The organism is Lysinibacillus sp. BF-4 (genome assembly GCF_000743635.1).
GTDB classification, from domain to species: domain Bacteria; phylum Bacillota; class Bacilli; order Bacillales_A; family Planococcaceae; genus Metalysinibacillus; species Metalysinibacillus saudimassiliensis.
On record NZ_JPUW01000005.1, the window covers coordinates 35,321 to 58,327 of the forward strand.

General features: G+C 38.7%; 14 protein-coding genes. 5 read left to right on the top strand and 9 right to left on the bottom strand.

Features of this window, described 5'->3' with window-relative positions; all coding sequences use genetic code 11:
• Positions 1-31: 31 nt before the first annotated feature.
• The 4 genes from murJ to CH76_RS03780 form a co-directional block, all read right to left on the bottom strand.
• Positions 32-1,558, bottom strand: coding sequence for a murein biosynthesis integral membrane protein MurJ (gene murJ / locus CH76_RS03765; RefSeq protein ID WP_036143151.1), 1,527 nt, complete (start codon positions 1,556-1,558; stop codon positions 32-34).
• Positions 1,555-2,640: a glycosyltransferase gene (locus CH76_RS03770; RefSeq protein ID WP_036143153.1), complete on the bottom strand. Its 1,086-nt coding sequence runs from the start codon at positions 2,638-2,640 to the stop codon at positions 1,555-1,557. The genes murJ and CH76_RS03770 overlap by 4 nt, the downstream gene beginning before the upstream one ends.
• Entirely contained in the window at positions 2,637-3,782 is a 1,146-nt protein-coding gene (locus CH76_RS03775) for a polysaccharide pyruvyl transferase family protein (RefSeq protein WP_036143155.1), read from the bottom strand. Before CH76_RS03775 ends, CH76_RS03770 begins: the two co-directional genes overlap by 4 nt.
• Before the next feature lie 84 nt (positions 3,783-3,866).
• Positions 3,867-6,137 (bottom strand): S-layer homology domain-containing protein, encoded by a 2,271-nt coding sequence (locus CH76_RS03780; RefSeq protein WP_036143157.1) that lies wholly within the window; start codon positions 6,135-6,137, stop codon positions 3,867-3,869.
• 169 nt (positions 6,138-6,306) lie between these two features.
• On the opposite strand from CH76_RS03780, the gene CH76_RS03785 reads away from it, so the two are divergent.
• Positions 6,307-8,229, top strand: coding sequence for an S-layer homology domain-containing protein (locus tag CH76_RS03785; protein WP_051910224.1), 1,923 nt, complete (start codon positions 6,307-6,309; stop codon positions 8,227-8,229).
• 44 nt (positions 8,230-8,273) lie between these two features.
• Here the strand turns inward: CH76_RS03785 and CH76_RS03790 are convergent, their stop codons facing one another.
• The gene (locus CH76_RS03790) at positions 8,274-9,575 is read right to left on the bottom strand and encodes a membrane protein (RefSeq protein WP_036143159.1); all 1,302 of its coding nucleotides are present in this window, start codon (positions 9,573-9,575) and stop codon (positions 8,274-8,276) included.
• A 174-nt stretch (positions 9,576-9,749) separates the two neighbouring features.
• On the opposite strand from CH76_RS03790, the gene CH76_RS03795 reads away from it, so the two are divergent.
• Positions 9,750-11,681, top strand: a complete 1,932-nt coding sequence (locus CH76_RS03795; protein WP_036143163.1) for an S-layer homology domain-containing protein — start codon at positions 9,750-9,752, stop codon at positions 11,679-11,681.
• A gap of 45 nt (positions 11,682-11,726) precedes the next feature.
• Here CH76_RS03795 and CH76_RS03800 read toward each other — a convergent pair whose 3' ends face one another.
• The 4 genes from CH76_RS03800 to CH76_RS03815 all read right to left on the bottom strand — a co-directional run bounded on the left by CH76_RS03800 (position 11,727) and on the right by CH76_RS03815 (position 20,087).
• The gene (locus CH76_RS03800) at positions 11,727-13,631 is read right to left on the bottom strand and encodes an N-acetylmuramoyl-L-alanine amidase (protein WP_235190343.1); all 1,905 of its coding nucleotides are present in this window, start codon (positions 13,629-13,631) and stop codon (positions 11,727-11,729) included.
• A gap of 185 nt (positions 13,632-13,816) precedes the next feature.
• On the bottom strand, positions 13,817-14,731 hold the full coding sequence (locus CH76_RS03805; protein WP_036143167.1) for a C40 family peptidase: 915 nt from the start codon (positions 14,729-14,731) through the stop codon (positions 13,817-13,819).
• 299 nt (positions 14,732-15,030) lie between these two features.
• Complete coding sequence (locus CH76_RS03810; protein ID WP_036143169.1) at positions 15,031-16,086, bottom strand: CAP domain-containing protein; 1,056 nt, start codon at positions 16,084-16,086, stop codon at positions 15,031-15,033.
• A gap of 59 nt (positions 16,087-16,145) precedes the next feature.
• Positions 16,146-20,087, bottom strand: coding sequence for a hypothetical protein (locus CH76_RS03815; RefSeq protein ID WP_036143172.1), 3,942 nt, complete (start codon positions 20,085-20,087; stop codon positions 16,146-16,148).
• Positions 20,088-20,313: 226 nt separating this feature from the next.
• Between CH76_RS03815 and CH76_RS03820 the strand changes: the two genes are divergently transcribed.
• The 3 genes from CH76_RS03820 to CH76_RS13450 all read left to right on the top strand — a co-directional run bounded on the left by CH76_RS03820 (position 20,314) and on the right by CH76_RS13450 (position 22,852).
• Entirely contained in the window at positions 20,314-20,994 is a 681-nt protein-coding gene (locus CH76_RS03820) for a hypothetical protein (protein WP_036143175.1), read from the top strand.
• On the top strand, positions 20,994-22,394 hold the full coding sequence (locus CH76_RS03825; RefSeq protein WP_036143177.1) for a hypothetical protein: 1,401 nt from the start codon (positions 20,994-20,996) through the stop codon (positions 22,392-22,394). Before CH76_RS03820 ends, CH76_RS03825 begins: the two co-directional genes overlap by 1 nt.
• A gap of 86 nt (positions 22,395-22,480) precedes the next feature.
• Positions 22,481-22,852: a DUF6526 family protein gene (locus CH76_RS13450; RefSeq protein WP_051910226.1), complete on the top strand. Its 372-nt coding sequence runs from the start codon at positions 22,481-22,483 to the stop codon at positions 22,850-22,852.
• The last annotated feature ends 155 nt before the right edge of the window (positions 22,853-23,007 follow it).

The following is a 23,007-nucleotide window of genomic DNA, read 5'->3' on the forward strand; positions in this document are numbered from 1 at the left end:
ACTGTTCAATTGAACAATGCGAGCCTTTTTCTTATGCTTTTCTAAATTTACGTGTAGATTTACGAATGAACTCTTTAAACTCTTCAATGCCGAACACCCAATAGGTTACGAACACCGTCACAAAGAATACAACGACACCTACGATAAAGGTTAGCCATTTATAATCAAATACTAAAAACTCACTTGCTAAATAAACAATCAACGTAATAATCACAAATGGTAGCCACGCACGGTAGTAGCTTGACTCCTTCGCAAATAGACCAAACTTTAAGCCGTACTTAAAGTATGCATACGCTACTAACATTATATAGTTGATGACCGCACTCACTAATGTACCCCATGCAATAGCACTAGGTCCGTACTTATCAACAAATAACATCATAATTAAAATGTTAATACCAAGTACGTTAATGATACTAAATACAACTGGTGCAATTGAGTCACCCTTCGCATAATAGAAGCGCGTAATATACATATTCGCAGCTAAGAAATACATCGCTAGCACAAAAATCGCTAAAATCGGTGCTGTCAGTGCTGTCGAATTTTTGTCAAAGTTACCATATTCAAAAACAACTTGAACGAGGTTTTCGGAATAAAAGTAAGAGAATACTGTGACAGGTAATAATAGTAACAATAAATAGTGTAAGCCTTTTGAGTATAGTGTGCGAATACCACTAATATCCTTTTCGGCCTCCTTACGACTTAAAATCGGGTAAATAACTGTCGTAACCGCGGTAATTAAAATCGCCTGCGGGAACTGCATCAAGCGCGAGGCATAGTTAACAGCTGAAATCGCACCATCTGATAAACCTGTTGCAAATAAACGCTGCAGTAATGCGTATAGTTGGATTGTTGCACCACCAATTACCATTGGTAACACCATCAACCAGAGTTGCTGAGTGGATAAGGTGTGCTTAAAGGATATGCCAACAGGGTGTGTCTTTAATCGGCGATAGCCAATAATTAAAAAGAACACCATAATAGCCGCACTCACTAAAGCACTAATACCATAACCTACTGCGCCTACAAAATAAGACAGCACAACAGCAATAACTAAAAAGCTCGCATTATAAATTAAAATCGCAAAACTTGATAAATGGAACTTGTCGTTTACATTAAGTAAACCACTATACCACGAAGAAAGTACGAGTAAGACTGAAGACGGCATCATCCAATAAAACAGTTGCTCTGTTAGTGTTAAAAGCTCGCCTTCCATTTCCTGTTTACCTTGGTAAAATAACTGAAGTAATGAATCTGTGAAGAACATCATAACTGCTGTTAACAGCGTGGTTGTAATCAACACTATCGTAAAGGATTGCTTTACAAATAGCGCTCTATCTGTCGTTTCACGATTGTAAATCGAAATAACCGCCGTGGTGAACGCACCACCTACCGCTAAATATAAAAAGTTAGGGATGGTGTACGCTGTAAAAATACTATCTGAGTAATTTGTCGAACCATATTGGAAGCCAATCACCATTTCACGTAGGAAACCAAAAATACGGGCTACAATATTAATGACGGCTACTGCACCTACAATTTTGAAAAATTTGTTCATTGGTTTCGACCGCCTTTAGCGGCAGCCTCATAAATTTGCTGCAAGCGCATGACGATATTTTTTTCATCATGTAGTGTCAGCACATCCTGTACGGCACGCTCATTATAATAATCTTCTAGCGGCACATTTAAGGCACGCTTCATTTCCTGTGCGAGTGCTGTTGCATTACGTGGTGGTACGAGATGCCCTGCACCATAGCCTAATAACGAAACAAGCCCACCTACTTCACTAGCAATCACCGGTGTCCCCGTTGCTAATGCCTCTAGTGCTACTAATCCAAAGCCTTCTAAGTGCGATGGCAAAACAAAAACATCGCTTCGCTGTAACCATTGTACAAGCTCAGTTTGTGGCAATGGATCAATAAAAGTAACATCCTCATCAATAAATGGTTTTAGACGCTTGTAAAATTCTTGATCGCGTCGTGCGCCAATAATCGTAAGCTTTACAGGTCGATCACCTTTTGTTTTCACCATTTGAAAAGCCTGTACAAGCTCCTCTACACCTTTTTGTTCAATGACATTACCAATAAATAAATAATGGAAAGGCTCATCATTCGTTACTATAGCTTTTGGTGCTGGCTTAAACACTTCACGGTTTACACCCATACTAATGACAGAGATTTTTTCCTTTGGTACAGAAAAATCCTGTTCAATTTGTTCAGCTAATACGGGACCAACTGCAATGACATGCTCACTGCCTGCCAAAATTGTTTCGGTCCAACTAAATAAACGCGAGCTTTTACGCGCCATACGCTCAATATCGCCACCGTGTGCTGTTACTACATAAGGGATGCCAAATAAACGCTTAATCATTAACGCTAGCATACCTGATGGAAAGGCATAGTGTGCATGTGTGACTTGCACAGTTTTACGATGCTTAAAGCCCTGTCTAAGTGCTGTTAGTCCCCACTTAGTATACTTTAACAATACGTTCTTCTTGCCTGTCGCAGGATTGTCGTTAACCGCTGTTACAACCTCAAAGCCCGCTTCTCGCAATGCTTCTACCTGATTTTTCACGAAAATGCCAAAGGATAAATGATTGTCGGTAGGATACATGTTGCTAATGACTAAAATTTTCTTCATAGCTCCTTCACCGCCTCTTTCATTAATTGTTTCCCCTTCATGGCTTCGCTGTGAATATGATTAGCAATTTGCTTTGTTTCAATAATAAGATTATCCCAGTCGCCAAACATCTCACTGATGCGTCTTGCTACAATTGCATCATCTCGTGCGATGTCTTCCATTGATAGGCAACGATGTGATGCGTTAACAAGTGACATAAAATCACGCACCTTGACATGATACGAAATGGCTAACACAGGTGTTTCAGCATCTGTTGCTAAAATCAACGAGTGTAGCCGCGTACCAATGACAATATCCTGCTCCCCTACTACCTCAAGCAAACGTTCTGGGTATAAATTTTCATCTAAAATAGAGACACGCTCTTTATAACGCATCTTTTTTTGAATATCCTTTGTCACCGTTACATCCTGTGGATACTTTGTCGCAAAAAATGTAATATCTACATCTTGTTGCTCTACTAGGCTATCAATATTTTTTGCCATACTTGTCGTATAAACATCGTATTTTTCGATATTACCCTCAGGCCAGTAGTTGGCATTATAATAAGGCACAGCCGAAATACCAATCTTGCGCGGCTTTTTGGCATAATGCGTACGCTCCTGTTTAAGCGTAAATGCAGGATCACCAATTACCTCTACATCCTTCTTGACGCCAATCTTTTTAAGCAGTTCCTTAGATTCGGGATCACGTACCGAAATATTTGCGGCGTAGCGACACATCACCTTAATAATGGTGCGCCCCATAAATGTATCGAGCGGACCTGCACCGCAACCATAAACGATATAAGGAACGTTACTATTTTTTGCCATCATTGCATAGGCACCGTATAAATGAGCTTCTCTGCGATAAAAGTCCATTAAAATACCGCCGCCCCCAATGATAAGTAAATCAAACTGCGACACATAACGCTTATTATTCTTATACGTATGAATAAATGTTTTATATAATTTATTCTTCCTATAATATAGCGGATAACTTTTGACACCGTAGCGCTCGGATGTTTGCTGCGTATTGTTACTAAACACAGTGATGTCTTGGTCATCAACAGGAAATACTTCTTTAACCTGTTGAATAATGCTATATAGAATAGACTCGTCACCGTTGTTATCATTGCCGTAGTTGCCTACAATACCTATTCTCATTCCACTACATCCTTTTATTTTAATTAAGGTTGATTATACCATACATAATAAGAGCTGCCTTTATGAACAAAGGCAGCTTTTTAATTATTTTTCCATATTGATTGCCTTATAAACAAACAAGCCAAAGTGCATACGTGTGATAGCTGTTGTTGGTTTAAATGTACCATCACCATAGCCCGTTGTAATATTATGTGCCGCCATTTTTTGCACGTGCTCATAATACCAATCATCTTCACTTACGTCGCTAAAGTCTTTTGCCACGCCGTCAGTTAGCTCAAAGCCTAGGCTAATCATTTTTGCCATCTGTGCACGTGTAAGCGTACCTTTAGGATTAAATTTGCCATTTGAGCCCGAAATAATACCAGCGTTAGCTAAGGCTGCAATTTCTTTATAGTAAGCATGTGTTGTTGGTACATCCGCAAAGTTCGGGTTTTCTATCGTTGATGTATCAAGTTGTAACACTTTACTTAAAATCAGTGCTGCGTGCTCACGGCTTAATGATTGGTTTGGTCTAAAGCTACCATCACTATAACCATTAATAATTTTATTATCTGTTAAATACGCAAGTTCCTTTTCGTAGGTATAATCTACAGGAATGTCCGTAAATAGTCCTTGCTTTTTAACCGTAACATTTGCAGCTACCTGTTTATTGCCTAGTTTAGCAATTACTTGTCCTGATGCCCCTGGTGTACGTGCAGTAAATGTACCGTTGCTTGCCACACCACCAATATCACCTGTTGTTGACCATTCAATCGCGCTTTCATCATACGCAATCTTTTGTCCATTGTCGTCTAATACATTGACGACATTAAATTTAACTTGTTGCCCCTCACTCATCGTAATCGCGCTTGGCTGTACGGCCATTGTTGTAGGGCCTGCTAGTGTCTTTACTGGGAAGGACTCGACTTGTGTACCATTATGGTATACAAAGATGCGGTCATCACCAGCAGTTGTTGCCTTATAGCTTGTGCCATTAATTGCGAGCGTACCATTTTGTGATGATAAGGTGATACCTTTATCATGCGGCAAGCGATTATAGTTTTTGTCAAAAACAGCGCTTACTTTAACGGATGAGCTAGCACCTACTACTAATGGTATATCTTTGTCGATTTCCATCCACGCACGGCTACCCGCGCCTGTTGGCTCTTTAGAAACAGCCTGTAAAATTGTTGAAACTTGACGCTGTGCATTGCCTGCATTTGATGGCAAGTTAGCAAGCTCAATACGGCTATCAAATGATAAGCGATTACGTACTGCCATTGTCGTTGAACCACCGCCATCTAAATTAATTGCCGACTCCATGCCAAGCTTTACTAAATAATTTGCGAGCTGTGTCATATTCATACCTTTACTATGCCACTGACGGCCATCAATCGTAATTAAATGAACTTGTTTACCACCATTACTAGTTGCGACAACTGTGCGTGGTGCTGTCTCACGTGCACGTGGGCTTGAGCTGCTCATCATGACATACGGTTTGCTATCACGCACAAGCATTGGACCGCTCGCAATAATATAATCTGCGCCGTGCCATTTCGAGTCAATTTGGAAATTGGCCGTCATCTCGTCACCAACTTGGATATGTTTGTACTTATTAAACCAATCAGAGCCTTGCAGTGACACAACAAAACCCGTGCGCGGAATCGTTAAGCGTTGCTTTGAACCATACGGCTTAATTTGTGTTACTTTACCTGTTAAGGTTTGACCAAAGTAGTTAGAGCTAATCTCCTTACCTGTATCTACGACAATCTCAAAGCCGTACTCATTTGTATCAGTATAGCTTTTATAAAACTGCGGAGTATAAATAATAGATTCGTAAATATTACGTTGACGGTTCATACCTGTAATTTCATTTGTGACACCGCCACTCGTTAAACTCACTTTAAAATCAAAGAAATCAATAAGCCCCTTACCTGATTTATCAATACCAAATGCTGTTGGTACATTTAAATACTCGTCAGAGCCCTTGGATACAACGCCACCGTTAACAATCGTATTTTTATACGCTAATAAAAATAACGGAAAGCCCTCTGCCATATTAAAGAAGCCCGCATTAATAGCACCTGCTACACGATTGCCATCACGTGAGTTACGCGTTGCAAGTGAAGTTGTTGTTTCCTTACCATTAATACGCGTTGGTAAGCCAAGTTGCACCTCAGTTTTACCTGGTGTAACGTCAACCGCAATATGATTAATATATTGCTGACCATTATCGTAATATTTGTATTGTTTATATTGAATGTCCTCTGCGAGAGGATATTCCTTTTCAGTGGACTGAAATGCAGACGCACTAATGGGACTAGCTAGCACAAACGCACTTGCGACAACGGACAACATCTTCGAAAACGTATTCATTTTTTCTACTTCCTTCCTTTCTTAGACACACTACTATTTACACTAACAAACTCTACTTGCAATTGCTATATTACAATTATGGCAATTTGTTTATATTACGATTGCAATGTGTCATTCGCGTTAAATCGTATGTTACTATTAAAGTAATTATATATTGGGAGGGTTTTGTTTGAAGAAATTTAGTAATTACTTCTTCACATTCGTTTTATTACTTGGTTTTTTGGCGATTGGTAGTACATCCGCAAAAGCTGCTACGGTCAACTCACACACAGAGGGGATTAATTATTTAATTAATATTAATGCGTTATCGCCTTCTACTAACACAACGTCACCTGTCACGCGCGCACAATTTGCTTCATTCATTACAAAAAGTTTAAACCTAACAACAGAGGGCGATGCTACTTTTACCGACGTAGCTAAAGATGCTACAAACTACAGCGATATTAGTAAAGCTGTTGAGGCTGGCATTGTTACAGGCTACACGGATAACACGTTCAAACCAAACGAACCTATCTCACGTGTCCATATGGCGGTTATGCTTAACCGTATGCTCGAATACAAAAAAGTTCCGCTAAAAACAGCACCACTAGCCTTTGAAGACGCTGATAAAATTTTAGCTGACTATCAAGATGCAGTAGCTGTTGGCGCTGCACTTAACATTATCCAAGGTAAAAAAGGTTACTTTATGCCACAGGACAACGCAACGATTGCACAAGCTGCAACATTTATTGTTCGTACTGTAAAGGTTATTGACCCAAAACTTGAAGTACCTGAAGTTAAGCCAAGTGAAAAACCTACACCACCTCCTGCAATTACAGGTAAGTATGTAGTTAAAGAAGTACAGCATGGTCAATTAATCGCTAAATCAAGCTTCCCTACATTAACTGAAGCACGTGCAGCGATGGCAAATGCTAATCAAGTCGTAACACTTAACAACCGTATCATCGAAATGAAATCAGGATTTGCTGTTACAAATAAATACATCCCATACCGTTCACAAACAATTAATGATCAGTTAGCAGTAGCCGAAAACACAGAGCTAGAATTTATTAGTAGTGATGGTGTTAATGCTAAAGTAAGTCTTTCAGGTCAAATCGGTACAGTAAGTTTAAATGATGTTACACTTTATCCATTTTCATTAGCTAAAGGTCGTGCGTATTATGCTAACGTTAACGGCGAGCTAACACATTATTTATACAAACACTCAGCTAACCAATACTACGCTTCATATACGATTGGTAAAGCACCAGACTTCATGAAGCCTGGCGAGCGCTATTATAGCTGGAACGGCATGAACTTTACAGGCGGCGGCACTACAGCCGAAGCATATAACTACTATCAATTTTTACCTGCACGTACAAAAACAAACTACACTGCAGCTGAGCTAGATGCTTACATTATGACAATGCTACGCTCTTTAGATGCTAGCGGCGGCATTTGGGTAAACGGTGCTCAACAAAAAAATATTGCATCACGCAGTAAATTAATTGGTCTTGGTGAGCCATTAAAACGTATTGAACAAAAATACCAAATTAACGCAATGCTTATCCTATCATTAGCACAACACGAAAGTGCCTACGGTATGAGTAAGCATGCACAAGAGTTAAACAATTTATTTGGTCTGTATGTTTATGATACAAACCCACTTAATAAAAAGTTCAATTCAATTGAAGCTAACATTGATGAGCTTGTTAATAAGTTTTTACAACCTAACTACTTAACACCAACAGGCCCTTACGCTAACGGTGGTGCTGTAGGCTCTAAAGCAGTTGGTTTTAATATGAAATATGCTTCTGATCCATTCTGGGGTGCAAAAATTGCAGGTCACTATTACCGTGCCGAAAAAACAATGGGCTTTAAAGATGCTAACCAGCCTTACACGCTTGGCTTAACAACATCTGCCCTACCTGTTCGTACAGTAGCAACAATGAACAACAACACACCATTCTTCACATACAAACGCGCTGGTATGCCAGTAGCGATTACTAGTGATAATATTGCTGACTGGTACGAAGTGCTGTCAGACAAACTTCACTCAGCACCAATCTACGCACCAAAAGCAAATGTACGTATTATCCCAACAACAAAATAATACACAAAAGCCTTTGAAATCAAATTGATTTCAAAGGCTTTTTATTAGTTACGAATATCAAATTTAATGCGACCTGTTGTATCAGGCGTTTTAATAATAGCGGACGCTAATATCACAAAGCCTAGCATCAACACAAAGATTAAATCAAGTAACCCTGTGTGCATAGATACGGTAAACATCGTAATAACAAATGCATAAGCCACCGTATGGAAGCTGTGCATACCTGCTTGCTTCACTTTATTATAAACGAGCGATACAATCGCACCATATAATAGGAAGCCTAATGCTACTAGTAAGTACCCACCATCTAAAAATAGCTGTCCAATAAATGTTGGCGTTGTTGTGCGGTTAGGACGTGTAATAAACTTACCATCCTCTACACTTAATGAGTTAACAACTTCTGTTACTTTCATACGTGGTGATACTTGCTCACCTGGGAGTACTGTACTAAAGACACCCGCATGGATTTCGCCACCAAGGTAACCCTCTTTATCGGTATACTCAATAATTTTACTTAATACAATATGTCCTGTTACACTCTCACCATTTAAACCACGAATCCATTTTGGTGTTAAGTTAACTTGTTGTTCAACCGTTAATAATTTTTCTTTTTCTTCTTCTTTCATTTCACTAATATCAGGCTGATCGCGATTGTTAAACTCCTTCGTTGTATCCTCTGTTACAACACGTAGGAAACCAAACATAGAGAATAAAATACCTACGATTAATAAGAAGCTTAAGAACCATGATAGCTTAATACGCTGAACCGTATAATGGAACACAATAATCCCTGTAAATAACATTAAAATTAATGGCGTGCGGTAACCCATTAATAGGAATAAGAACATAATAACAGCAAATGCTGCTGCATAAACAATTGCCTTCTTCCAAGTCATGCTTGTTTCTTTTACCATGCGGTAAGAGAGCAATAATAATGCCCCGTACCATAGTAAATGGCTAAAGAACATTAACTTAGGATTTAAACCACGGCGTACGGATTCGTCTGAGATCCCTAAACCATTTTGTACAATCATAAAGCCATAAGCTACAATACCAATGACCATTAATGCCACAATAAAGTGCACAACATATTTTCCTAACGCTGCAAGGCCAAATGTAGGAAATGTCCACCCTTTTTTATCTACAATATAAACACCAATATAATAAAATAGTAGCGCTGTAATTACAGCGGGCCAAATCGAATAAGAAATATTAAATAATTCAAATCGATGGAAGTCAAATAAACTTGTAAAGAAATACAATACTAAAATAAATGGTAAAAAGAAATACGGAGAAAATGTATCAATCTTGTTCATCTTCGCCAATGTTGATTTTAAATAACTCATGTTTTTCACATCTTATGTAGATGTGCTACCTCCTCGCAGCTTAAAATTTATCGCTTCGTACTTAAACTCACAAAACTTTTTTCATTATAACACATATTGTAAGACCTATACGATACCTTATATTTTCATGCTATAATAGGTCTGTTCTAAAAAATCCCATATTGGAGGAAGTTTATGAAGAAATTATCAATTGCTTTATTTGTTGTACTCATGTTCTCATTTTTACCAACTGCTAATGCTAGCGCAGAGAAGATTGGTATTATGTTTTCTGAGAGCAGCGAAAAATACGCCAACACAACACATCCTGGTGGAGAATTTACTAGCCCTAACACTGATCGTGTACAAACCGTGTATCCGAAGGTAGATTACAGCTCAACACTAGACAAAGAGCTTAAAGCTTACCACATGTATAAACAAATGGGCTATGACGTAGAAAAGGTTTCGGAAAGTATGTTAAGCGATGTTACTACCTTGACGAAATTTGATGCTATTGTGTTCCCGTATACTGTAATGATGAACCACCAACAACGCGAATCATTAAAAGCGTATGTCCGTGCAGGTGGCGGTGCAGTATTTGCATTCCAAACAGCTCGTAATGAAGGGGCTCATTTCCCTAAAGCTGGACAGCCAGACGTATCACCACTTATTTTCCACACTGACTCTTGGATTTTTGAGTGGGATAATTTAACTGAAGTTTTCCAATCTCGCTTTATTGATGATGTTGTATTAGGAAATGCTACTGTAACAGCTGGTAACAGCACACACCCTATCGTAGCAAATGCACAAGCTGAGCTAGGACGTAAGCTAGCAATGACCGACACATCACACAACTGGGTAGAAATCATTAAACCTTGGCAAAACAAAAACAATAATATCCAACCTGTATTATTCTTTTCAAAATATGATTATACTGATAAGTCTGCGACAATGAACGCTGATACGTATGGTGCAGCACATGCCATCCAATATGGTAAAGGGCGCGTTGTGCAAATCGGCTACAAAATCATGGACTATATTCATGTCGAAGCAAACGATAATTGGGAAGACAACTCAAAAGGTTTAGCCTTCAACGACAAAAAAGGTAATGAAGATGCTAAAGCATTTATGAAGTCTTCATTAAACTGGGTAAAAGCACCAAACCAAAGCAACAACAAACGTCAATACAACCTATCACTTTATACAGACGGTCTCCAAGCTTATGTATCACCACGAGGCTTTGTTTACCGCTCAACAGCTACTGTAAAAAATAATGGTAATGTACCCGCACGTGGTACATTAAAAGTAGAAGTGCTAAACAGTAATGGTAAAGTTGTAGGTACAAGCCATCAGCGCTACTTGCCAGGTCTTGCTGCAGACGCTACTGAAAATAATGCAGATAAGCGTGACGTAAGTAAGCACCACGAAAAATTTGAAATTTACCTTCAAGGCTTACCTGCTGGTGTTTATACAGTACGTACAAGCTTTACAGAAGGTCGCCTTGACCAAAAAACGGTAGGCTTTAAATTTAAAACAATGGCTGAAGTAAAAACATTCCATTACGCTGGTGGTAACACGCATGCGCGCTTTAATAATGTACCAATGTTCCGCGACGTATCACAAAGTGGCGGCGCTTATTATGATATTAAAAACTTACATGCCCTTGGTGTTGTAACAGGTTATAGCGCTACAACATTTGCACCAACAAAAACAATTACACGCACACAAGCTGCTACAATGGTTTTACGTGCACTAGGCGTATCACCTTCAAGTAGTGCTAACTTAAATGTTAGTGACTTACAACGTGGTCAATATGGTTACGATGTATTAGCTACTGCAGCACAATATGGCATCGTATCTCCACAAAATGGTCGCATTAATGCCAACGCTCCTATGACACGTGGTGATATGGCACAAGCATTAGTGAGTGGCTTTAAACTTGTTGGCCCACATACTCGAACATTTACAGATGTACCATCTACACATCCACAACATAACGCCATTCAAACATTGGCAGCTCTAGACATTACAACAGGTTACCAAGATAATTCGTTCCGCCCTAATAATGCGGTAACTCGTCAAAACTTTTCACAATTTGTTAACCGCACATTATTTAATCAAGCTAAGTAAAAAAGAGCTCATCGCCTAATCGCGATGAGCTCTTTTACTGTCGTATTATTGTTTTGAGTAGTATTGAACGATACCTTGGTAAATTGACTCTGCATAAATTTCTACATATTTATCAGAAACTAATTTAGCACGGTCGCTATCATTTGAAATGAAGCCAAGCTCAACTAATACTGCTGGAATGATAACATTGCGTGTTACGTAGAACGGTGCAGTTTTAATACCGCGGTTATACATGTTTGCATTGTTAACAATTTGTGTATTAATAAACGTTGCTAAGTCATGATCTTCTTTGTACATATCGCCCGCTGAAACGCTGTAGTATGTTTCAGTACCATGTGCATTTTGTCCAGAGAATGAGTTAACGTGTACACTTACAAAGATTTCTGCTTCGTTACGGTTAGTGAAGTCTACGATTTCACCTAACTCAAGGAATTTGTCTGTCGTACGTGTTTGGCGCACATCAGCACCTGCTGCACGTAATTTTTGGCCTACTAAATTACCTACTTTTAATACGATTGATTTTTCATTATAACCATTTGACACAGCACCTGGATCTTTACCGCCATGACCTGGGTCAATTACGATAATACGATTTTGTAATGGTAAGCCGTTTTGGTTTAATAATTTTAAATATGATTTGTATACCCATGCTGATTGGCCATTGTAGTTAATGTTAGCCCAGTAGCCAGAAATTTTATTAACTGCTACACGTTGACCCATGCGTAATTGACCAACTTGTTTTGATTGGTTGTTAGCTTGTGCACGTACATTAACATAATCCACTGTTACACGACCTACTGTTGAAGTTGGTCCTGCTGTTGGTGGTGTTGGCTGTACAGGTGTAATATCTGTTGTACTATTAGCTACAATGTAACCTGGTACATTTTTATAAGCAACTTGGTAGTAACCATCTTTACTTGTATAAACATCTAATTCAGTACCTTTTTTAATTACACCAACTTGTGTAATTTTTTTGCTTGAAGAAGAAGCATCAAAGTATAGATTTAAATCTTGGTTAGCTTTTACTTTTTTAGTCGAAACGCCTAATGGCTCGCGTGTTGTAGCATCTACATACGCTACGTTATTTTTTTGAATATAACCAAACTCACCATTGTACGTAATTTTTAACCAGTCATCTTGCATATCATAAACGGCTAATTTACCACCTGTATTAACATTACCCATCACTTTGCTATTAACTTTAGTTTCTGCATAAATTGGTGCAGCTTGTGTTGTAGAACTCACAATTGCAATTACTTCTTTTGGATCTGGCTTCTCAGCTACGTTTGTTTCACCTTTTACAGGTAACTCTAAACGGAAATCCTCAGAGCTTGCACGTGCTACAAATGAAGAAAATTGTGCGCGTGATAATGTATTATCAGGCTTAAAATTCATAGCGCGAATCGCTAAACCATTATAATACACTGTGTTAATTGATGTTGCATACTTATGATTGGCTGTTACATCACTAAAAATTGTATCTTCGCCTTCAAAATCACTTGTATCTAAATCAAATGCTTTTACTAAAGCATAGCTCATTTCGCCACGTTTAATCGCTTCGTGTGGGAAGAACTTTTGCCCTTTTTCTACTTCGAAGTAACCTAATTCAACGGCACGTTCGATATAAGGAATGTACTCACTTGTAGCTTCTACGTCTGTAAAGCTTGACTCTGTTGTATCTGCTGGGTTTTGACCGCTAGCAATAACTAACATTTTAGCTACTTGCGCGCGTGATACTTTGTTATTTGGTTTAAAGATAGCGAAACCATCTTCACCTGTATACCCTTTAATAACACCTTTACCTACTAAATACTCAATTTCCTTGTGAGCTCCGTGTGACTCACTTACGTCTGAAAATGCTCGACTTGCTTGTGTGCTCATAGCTGCTGTGAAGAAAGCTGCCATAGTAACTGCGATAATTGCAATGTAACTTATCATTTTACGCCACAAAACAAATTCCTCCTCTCGTTGTTCACCTATTCTATTATTATCCAAAATCCAAGGTTGTCTGAGTTAGCTATTTTCATCTCTACGTAAACAACACTTCCTTTTCACAAATAAAAGGGGGTTTTGCATATTGCAACCCCACCCCTCCCATTAAAACTGTTTATACAATTATCACTGTTGTTGAACTATTACTTCACTGAACGCTCAATAAACAGTTTTAAGTGATCTTTAGTTAAGTTATCGTTAAGACCAAAGCTACCATTTGTTTTACCTGTAGTAATTTCATTGTTAGCTAATGTGCTAACATATGAGAATGCCCAATGGTCAGCTGGCACGTCTGTAAATGTTTTAACTTCGCCTTGATCTTGTAAACCAAATGCAATTGTTAAAGCTTTAGCTGCTTGTGCACGTGTAATTAATGAAGAAGGATTAAATTTACCTTCAGCATCACCTGAGAAGATACCTGCTTTACGCGTTGCTTCGATAGCACCTGCATACTCATGAGTAGGCTTTACATCTTTAATTTGTGTGCTATCTACGATTGGATCAGAAGTATCTAAACCTAATGCTGTTGCAATTTGGTAGGCTACCTCACCGCGTGTAGCGTATTTAGCTGTGTCAATTGAAGCTTCTTTTACTTCTTCAAAGTTTGTGATACGTTTAGCGCCTGCATAACGGCTACCCCAATAGTATGGGTCGTTGATGCTTGCGTAGCTAACGCCTTGGCTTGTGCCAGAGTGAATCATTTTGCCGTTACCTACGTAAATACCAACGTGGCTTAAGCTTCCTGGACCTGCTGTATTAAAGAAGATTAAATCTCCTGTTTGTAAGTTGCTCTTTGAAACGCTTGTACCACGAGCGTGTTGATCCCAAGTTGTACGTCCGATATTAATACCCATATCTGAGTAAACACGTTGTGTGAAACCTGAGCAGTCAAAACCTGCTGTAGTAGTACCGCCCCAACGGTAAGGAATGCCTTGATACTTATTAGCTTTTTGGATTAATTCTGATGGTGATGCAGCCTCTGCTGTATTATCTTCACCTGGTGCTGTTGTAAATAGCATGAATGCTGCGAATACTGGTAATAACCACTTTTTCTTCATCTTGTTAATGTTCCCCTCTCGACTAATAAATTATTATATGAACGAATTTTATATTTTGCTGTGTTATGCGGTCTCTCTTTGACCTGTATATAGACTATCATAAATAAACACCGAATTACTTTTCAATTGTGTAACGCTTAAAAAAGGGCGACAAACGTTATTAAATCAACGTTTGTCGCCCTTTTTTATTTTTTCACACTCTATGTTTATACCCGTTTGTAACACTGTTGTAACATTGTAATAGTTATTTTCGACGTTTTTCTCATAAAATCCAACAAATCTCCTAACTCATTCCCCTTTTATCTACCTGCAAAATGCTGAACCCAATAAAAATTACCATCTTCATCCTGAGCAATCGCTACACCAATACGTGTGTAATGCTCATTTAACATGTTTTTACGATGCCCTGGCGAGTTGATCCACCCAAGTACGGTATGCTTTGGCGTAGCAAAATAGCGTGCAATATTTTCACCAAACCCTACAAATTGATAATCAAAAATCGTAGCCATATCCCATGGTTGCCCATAGCTTGGTGAGTAATGTTCAAAATAATTGTTTTGAATCATATCATTCGCTTTGACAATAGCAATTTGTTCAAGTGAGCGATCATAGTGTAATGGTGGCAAGTTTTGCTGTGCACGATAAGCATTTGTTAAATTGGCAATTTCAATTGCCCACTCACGTGAATAGTTAACAGTTGGTAGCATAATTTTATTTAGGTAATCATAAACTGCTCGGTAGTCTACATGCTCTTTATAATCAATAGCACGCTCCATAATTACGGCTAGCTGTGCACGTGTTACATAACGCTCTGGATAAAAATGTTGTAAAGAGACTCCGCTCATAATGTCTGCTGAAGCAAGCGCACCAATATAATTATAAGACCATGTATTTTTTGTAACATCCGCATATGTTAAACAGTGAGGTGTATTATATTCCATTTCATTAGCGATAGCTACCATCTTTGCAACATGGCTACGACGTAAATATTTATCGCCATTAAAATGCGTCGTATTTTGTAGAGCACCTACAGCTGTCAAACGCTTTACTGCTTCGTAATGAGGCATCTTGTCTGTAACATCTTTAAAAGCAAGCGGGATTGTAGGTACTTCGCGATCAATTAATGTTGCAATAACTTCGCTTGCCTCTTCTCTAGTAGCAAAAGCTTCTGGTTCAAAGAAATCACTCTCGCGCTTTAAATAGCCACCCGCAACTAAACGATTAATCGCGCTATACGCCCAATGCTCTGGCGGTACATCTTCATATTCCTTTGCTTGCACAGTCATTGTGCTCCCCATAAACATAATTAGTAGCATCATACCAACAGTTTCTTTAACATAACGTTGTACTTTCATTCCATCCCCCTGGCTAAAAAAAGAGCTATCTGAGTTGTCCGCAGATAGCCTTTCTTCTATTATAGTTGTTTTAAATAATCTTCTAACATAAAGGCGTTATGAATTAAACGTCGTTGCTCAGACGTTAAAGCATCGTATGCTTTTTGTGCGGCTAGCACTTGTTTTTCAAAGTTCGGCGAATCCTCATCAATACTCGTAATCAAGTCAATCACTTTGCGAGCAGCTGTAACATCCTTATTTGCTTTATCAAGCTTATCATAATTAATAATATGCTTGCGTAACGCCGTTGGTAAGGATACGTAGGCTGCTTGTGCATCTTCTACCATTGTAAAGTAATCGGAAGATGTTGGTGAAATACGTGCAATGGTTTCCATAACTTTATCCAACGTTGCACGCTGTGCCTCTGCCTCAAGTAACTTATTATAGTTAGAGACGCGTTGCTTATCTGCACTACTTAATTGATTATACTCTTTACGCACTAATTGAACGAGACCAAAATAGTTAGGGTCTGATGGCTTAAGTGCTTCAATTTTATCATGTACCTTAATAACATCTGTTAATGTTAAAAATACTTTTGCATTATAAACATACTTACGTTGTGTACCATCAAGCTTGTCATAGGCATTCATTACAATTTGATATTGTTTAGCCATATCTCTAGCAGTAAAAATAGCATCAATTTTATTTACAACATCCTGTACAGGTTTTGCTATTTTCTCTTGGGCTTGTAGTAAGGAATAATTTTTTACAGCGCGTTTACGCTCTGCAGAAAGCCCATTGTAAATATTACGTGCTGTTTGTACATTTTTTAAATAGTCTTCGGCTGGTGAGTTAGGTAATGAAGCTATTAGCTCATCAATATCAGAAGCACTCGCAATATTTTTTTCGGCCTCTAGTAAAATGTCTAAGTTTGGTACAAGCGCCTTACGCTCATCATCTAACGCATTGTAAAGCGCGCGTGATTTTTCGGTATCGTCATGGTACGTTTTGCTTGCAGGTTTAATTTTACTAATAAGCTCTGTCACCTTAGCTACAGGCTCATGATATTGCAACCAATCGTAATTGCTCACTAAAGTTCGTTGTGTACGGTCGAGCTTGCCATAGGCGTTACGTGCCGCTGCTGTATCTTTAATGAAACTATCCATCTCAGGATCAATGCGTTCAATTAACACCATTGTATTTAATACAGGCTTTACTGCTCGCTCATGCACTGTTAACTCTTTTTGATTGCTAACGAGGCGTTTTTGTTGTGAAGAAAGACGGTCAAACGCTATGCGCGCTGCTGTTAAACGCTTCATATAGTCCTCGTGTTTTGTATCCGCGATTGCCTCATCAATAAGTGTAATTACCTCTGCAGCTTGCCCAAGTTGTTGCTCAGCCTCTACTAGTAAATCAAGATTAGTAATAAGCCCCTTCTCTAGTTCGGTTAATGCTTCATACGCTTTGCGTAAACGCTCTACATCCTTCGCAAAAGTTTTATTTGTAGGCTTGAGCGCAGCAATATCACCAATTAAATAAGCAACTGGCTCCACGCTTACTAAATCTTTGTAGTTTGTAACACGCGCCTTCGATAGCGGTGTTAAATTATCATACGCCTTACGCGCTGCTGTCACACGCTTAGCATAATCACGGTAACCTGGATCTAAGTTTTGAATTAACTGTACTACTTTAATAACTGCTTTATTTTCACGCTCAAAATTCGTTAAAACTTTACCATTTTGTACAAGGCGTTTGATATTGCTATCCATCGCTTTATACTCTGTACCCAGTTTCGCTACTTCTTCTACCATTTTTTCAGGTGGCGTATTTTCAAGCGCCATAATACGTGTATCCATATCATCTGCCGCTTTAATAAAGCCCTCAGCCTCTAACAGTTTGCCGTAGTTAAATACTTTAGCTTGATGTGAAGACTGCAATGCATCATACGTTGTTCGCAAGGTTTTCGTATCTTCACGGAAAGTTTTTGTAGTAGGGCGTAGTTTATTTAATGCTTCGATAATATCGCTATAAATTAAGGCTTCTTCGATAAAGGCGTAGTTAGTAACATAGGCCTGCTGTACAGTTGGTAACTTATCGTAAGCACTCTTAGCAGACTTTACTTTGCTAGTGAAGTTTTTAGCGCCTTCGTCAATAGTATCAATCATATCAATCACGCGTAACACAGCCTTATAGTCCTTTTCGTGGGTCGCTAAGTCTTTGCTATTGACTACTACTTTACGTGCTGACGTTGGCAAATCATTATATTTAGCTCGCGCTTCAATCATTGTCTTAATATAGGTAGTCTTATCACCTTTAACTAATGTATCAAGTGAGTCAATCAACTTAATAACATCTGCCGCTACCTTTTTTTCGTCCTCCATTACACTAATTTGGTTATCTAATTGTGTAATGCGTTTGGCAGTCGCTTCTTTAAGATTGCCTTCAGCTATATCATTTTTTAATTCGCTATGCATCTGACGTAATTTTTTCAATTCATTTGCATAATCGTAATGTGTTGGTTTGAGCTTGCTGACAGCTTGATCAAGTTGTGCAAGCGGTACAAACGTTGCTAAGCGATTGTTATAAGTTAGTAATGCTTGTTCAGCTGGTGTATATTTTTCTACATTTTTTTGCGCACTTAATGTTTTTGTAGCAAATGATTTATCTGCTGGGTGCAGTGCTTCTAGTTGACTATCTAATTTTTCTAGCGCTTTAATTTGACGCTCCCATGTGCTTAAATCCTTTGCGTTAGCAACTAGACGTTGTGCCTCCTTATCTAACTTTTCGAAATCAGCACGTGCTGCTTGTACCGCATCAATAGAAGTAATAGCCGCAATAGCCTTTTCTACGGCTAGCACGTCTTCTAGTAATTGTTGTTGGGCTCCGATTATTTCGAGTGCACGGTCTACTTCAATTTTATTACGTGGTGCTGTAATGCTAGCACCAAGCTTCGCTAAATCGTCTACTTGTGTACGGTATTCAGGTTTGTTAGAAGGACGTAACTTTGCAACTTCCTCAATAAAGGTTGCTTCATTAACAAAAGCATCTAGCTCCACCTTATCAATTAAGCCTTGCCCCACTGGTGTTAGTCGATAATATGCCGCTTCAGTTGCTTTCACGGCGCGTAAATAATCAGCTGACGTTTTATAGTGTTTAGTATTTAGCTCCTCGAGCATTACGCGCACAGCCTCAACCTCACTTGCTACTTGCTCCGTTTGAGTAAGTAAAGTAAAGACAGGTTTTGATTCACCAGGCATCGTAAAAGATGCAATAGCATTTTGTCCCTCAACCGAGGTGTTATTATAAGCAGTACGTATCTCACGCGCAAGCTCATCTGCTGCTTTACTATCCTGTGTCCCATGGAAAGTTTTCAATTTATCAATTGTTGGTTTAATCTCACTTACCACTTGCTCTACGCGTAATAAATGGTCAACATTTAAACCTTGATCAACAAAAAACTTCTTTTGATTGACCTCACTATTACCATACTGCAGTGCCTGTCCTACAAATTGGTCAATGAGCGCTGGCGTTACCTTATCTACAACTAGAAAATCTTTATATGCTTTATTAGTTGCTGTCATCTTTGTATCAATGTCGTTGTACGCAGCTTTAACTCCACTCGCTTCGTAAGCGTCTACTAAGCTAGTATGTGTAAATAATAAAGGCGCAAGCTTTGTACCTAACGCTTGAATATCGGCACGATACGTAAAGTACGCATCAATATATGTAACTTTTGCTGTTAGTAATTCAATTTCTTCGGTAGTAAAACCTAATTTGTCAAGTTGATTAGTAGTAATATAGCTTTGGGCTAAAGTGATTTGCTCTCTTGTAGCAAGCTCAGTTAATCCATGGACAAGTGTAATGAGTTGTTGCTTTAACTCAGCTGGGTCTGCGGACATTGTCGCGGCTGTCGGTAATGACGTAGATGTTGGCATAGTAGGTGCTGCCTCTGCAATAGGTGTTAGTATCGTTGGTATAAGTAAAGCTCCTGCTACTACGCTTATTTGTATTTTTTTAGTCACGTAACTCAATCCTTCCTTTTATGTATGCTGTTACTTCTTTATAATTATATACTTTATATCGGCATTTTAGGCCGCTTTTTTAGCAACTGTTGGCATTTGACGTTTAGCATAAAGCCTAGAAGGTAATTAAACACATAGGCTACATGATTTTGGTATCGTTATTACCAAAGTGATTGTATAATGAGGTATCATAACGTTTTAATGATATTAAGAGAGGAAGCTGTGCATGTTTTATGATTACGCATTTTTTAAAAGCTTATTTAATCCCTCTTCCCTAACAACTGCATTAGCAAGAGAAGCAGAGATACGTGGTTACAAACGCCGCGTTGCATTTGTTGTATTTTTTACATTACTTATTTTTGCTTTGCAAAACATTTGGGGAATGGGCACAGCCGGGCTATCTCATCTATTTGCTACAAATGAAGCTAACACGTACTTTGTTGCACGTATGATTTCATTTGCAATAACGATAGTTTGGGCTATTTTATTTTTTGTATTCCATTATTATTTAATCGCCTTTGTACTAGCTACCTTCAATGAGCTTCCTAAGCAATGGGTTCGCAAGGTACAATTATTTGTGGTAGCTATTTTTATGACCGAAAAGGCCATACTGCTTGCTGTATTTTATAGCGTAGGTTTCACGACAAACTTAAATTTCTTTTCTTTAGCGCCTTTGGTAGCTAAAGTAACGTCTGAACCAATTATTTTATTTACGCTAAACCAGTTATCAGTATTCTCTGTACTCGCTATCATTGTGCAGTACACATTTTTAAAACGCTGGATGGAGCAAAGCGCTCATAAAGGTTTGCTTGCTAAAATTATTGCCATCCACATCGTGCTTGCTATCATTATTGGTTTAATGAGTAGTATGCCATTACAGCAATGGATTGTAAGGGGGCTTGTATAATGTCTCGTTTACGCAACTTTATTCAGGATAAGCCTTGGCAGTTTGCTAGCATTACTATAGGGCTTGTACTTTTACTTGCTAGTATTTATGCAACCTTCGAAAAGGAAAGTGCGGTTACACGCACCTACTTTGTTGACGAGTTTAAGCGCGCGCATGCAAGTGATTTTGATGCACGTATTAATAAACCTGCCATTGTTACACCAACCACAACAGAGCTTGTTACAGCAAAAGCCGATGAGCTTGAAGCAATTAAGGTACAAGTAGGCGATGCGATTAGTTCTTCGGACGAATTAGCCACCTACCGTGGTAGCGAAGTGGACGATGTCCGCACACGCTTAGAAAAAGAACGTACTGCCTACCAACGTGAGCTAAGTGATTTGCAATCTGCACTTGCTACGATTGAACGCGACCTACGCTCTGCACGTAAACCTGAGAGCAGTATTAAAACGCAACAAAAAGAAAAAGATTTAAACGTTAATGTACAACTTGAATTAGCACAAAGCGAATCACCTGCGACAGCTAAAGCAATTATTGAAGGTAATATCGCACAGGCTAACCGCCAAATCTCTATCGTTGATGCACAATTAAATGAGCTTCAAACACGTCAAAGTGTAAGTAGCCCTGTTGATGGTGTAGTAGCCGATATTGCTGAGTCTGGTGGTTACGTTACATTTACTATCTTTAGTAACGAGCGTCACCTTCGTACGTATGTAACGGAAAAAGATTGGCGTAAAATCGAAAATAACGATCCTGTTGAGCTTGCATTAAAAAATGAAGAAGCAAAGGACGAAAAACAATCTAAAGCGCTACAAGAAGCACTTGCTAAACATCGTGCTAAACTAGAGCTTGAAGAAGAACCAAAAAATTTATTAACGGGTGTTGTAGCACATAAAGTATTATTACCTGCTGACCTAACAAATTTATGGACAGCTAACTATAACGTATTGCACCCTCTTAAAAAGAAAGAAGCTTACTACGAAATTATCATAACTCCTGACCAAACTATTGAGGAAGCACCATTTGCAGCGGATGGTCATGTGTCAATCATTACGGATGAAGCAACAGACGCTAACAAAGTGCCAAGTGATTGGGTTGTCGAGACGATTGAGCAAGATGAGGATGACGAGGAAGCTGAACCTTATGCGGTTGATAACATTTATTATGTTGATTACGATGGCAAGGTTCGTTTAGAGTCAGTTGACATTGCTTTTGAAGATAAAGGGAAAACAGTTTTTACAAGTATTCTTGATGATGGTACACCAATGCTCAACAATCAAAAACGCGAGCCAATGGCACGTACTTTCCGCACAATGCCTTTTACTTTAGATAAAAAGCAATGGCGCACATTTAAAAAATTAAAATGGAAAGACTACGTAATTTACTCCGTGTCTGGCCATTAATCGTTAATCCCATCAACTTAGGTTGATGGGATTTTCTTTAGGCCTTCTGTTACAATACGAGGCAGGGTATATGGAGGTGAAGTACAATGCAATCTTACGAAAATCCTACGGCTACATTTCCGTTGCAACATTTTATTTGGCTACCACTAAGTGCGCTATCTTTAATTGCGCTCATCGTTTACTTATTTACAAGCAACACTTTACTACAAACCAGTTTAATGACGATAACATTAATCATCGCTATTATCGGTGGCATGCTGGCACGTCTATACGGGCTTAAATTGCAAGACCGTATTATATGGCTAATTGCTTTACTCCGTTACTTTGGCCAACATACTAAATCAACTGAGCTTGTTAACTTCTTTGAAGCATCACAAAAAATTTGGCAAGATGATCTTGGCATTGATGTCCCACAAAAAATCCAAGATATTTATAGCAGTTATTTACTCACAATATAAAAAAAAAACCGATGAATTGCGTGTAACGCGACTCATCGGTTTCTTTTGCTTTGGCATATCCTTATGCGCTAGCTCTTTTTGTTGCTTGCAATCTACTAATAGATTTTGACACGAGTGCTTGCTGCAAGTTGGCAAACTTACAGCGTAATTATGTT